Origin of the sequence: Streptomyces sp. URMC 124, assembly GCF_051386455.1 — a bacterium.
GTDB lineage: Bacteria > Actinomycetota > Actinomycetes > Streptomycetales > Streptomycetaceae > Streptomyces.
Map to the genome: position 1 here is coordinate 1 of NZ_JBPQTS010000349.1, position 637 is coordinate 637.

Below are 637 nucleotides of genomic sequence, written 5' to 3' on the forward strand. Positions count from 1 at the left end.
CCCCCGCCCCCCCCCCCCCCGCAGCCATGTCCGGACCCTTGACACCTTCCGCAAATCTGACGGACAGTCAGAAAAACCTGCGAGGAGGGGTCCGCGTGCCCGTACCCAGCGACGTGCACCACCTGCTCAAGCCCTTCGAAGGCAGGCCCACGGCCGTCTCCGTGGCCGCTGCCGACCCCGTCAACAAGCCGATGATCAGGCACTGGTGCGAGGCCCTGGGCGACACCAACCCCGCCTACTCCGGGGACGACCCGATCGCCCCGCCCACCATGCTCCAGGCGTGGACCCTGCCCGGCCTCGCCCCGGCCCGCCCCGACGCCCGCACCGAGGGCCGCGCCGCCGGCCGTGCCCCCGCCCACGACGAGCTCTTCGCCCTGCTCGACGGCGCCGGGTACACGGCGGTCGTCGCCACCGACTGCGAGCAGGAGTACGTACGCCCCCTGCGGCCCGGCGACGAGATCGTCTTCGACTCCGTCATCGAGACCGTCTCCCCGCGTAAGACCACCAGGCTCGGGGCGGGCTACTTCATCACCACGACGATGCGGCTGCGGGTGGCGGGCGAGCTCGTCGGCACCCACCGCTTCCGGATCCTCAAGCTGTCTCTTATACACAGCTGACGCTGCCGACGAATTAGACG

Annotated in this window: 1 pseudogene; it reads left to right on the forward strand. The window is 71.0% G+C overall.

Annotated elements, in window-relative coordinates:
- Positions 1-77: 77 nt before the first annotated feature.
- A pseudogene (locus ACSNOG_RS32880) lies at positions 78-596 on the forward strand (FAS1-like dehydratase domain-containing protein); the annotation flags it as partial.
- Positions 597-637: the final 41 nt, after the last annotated feature.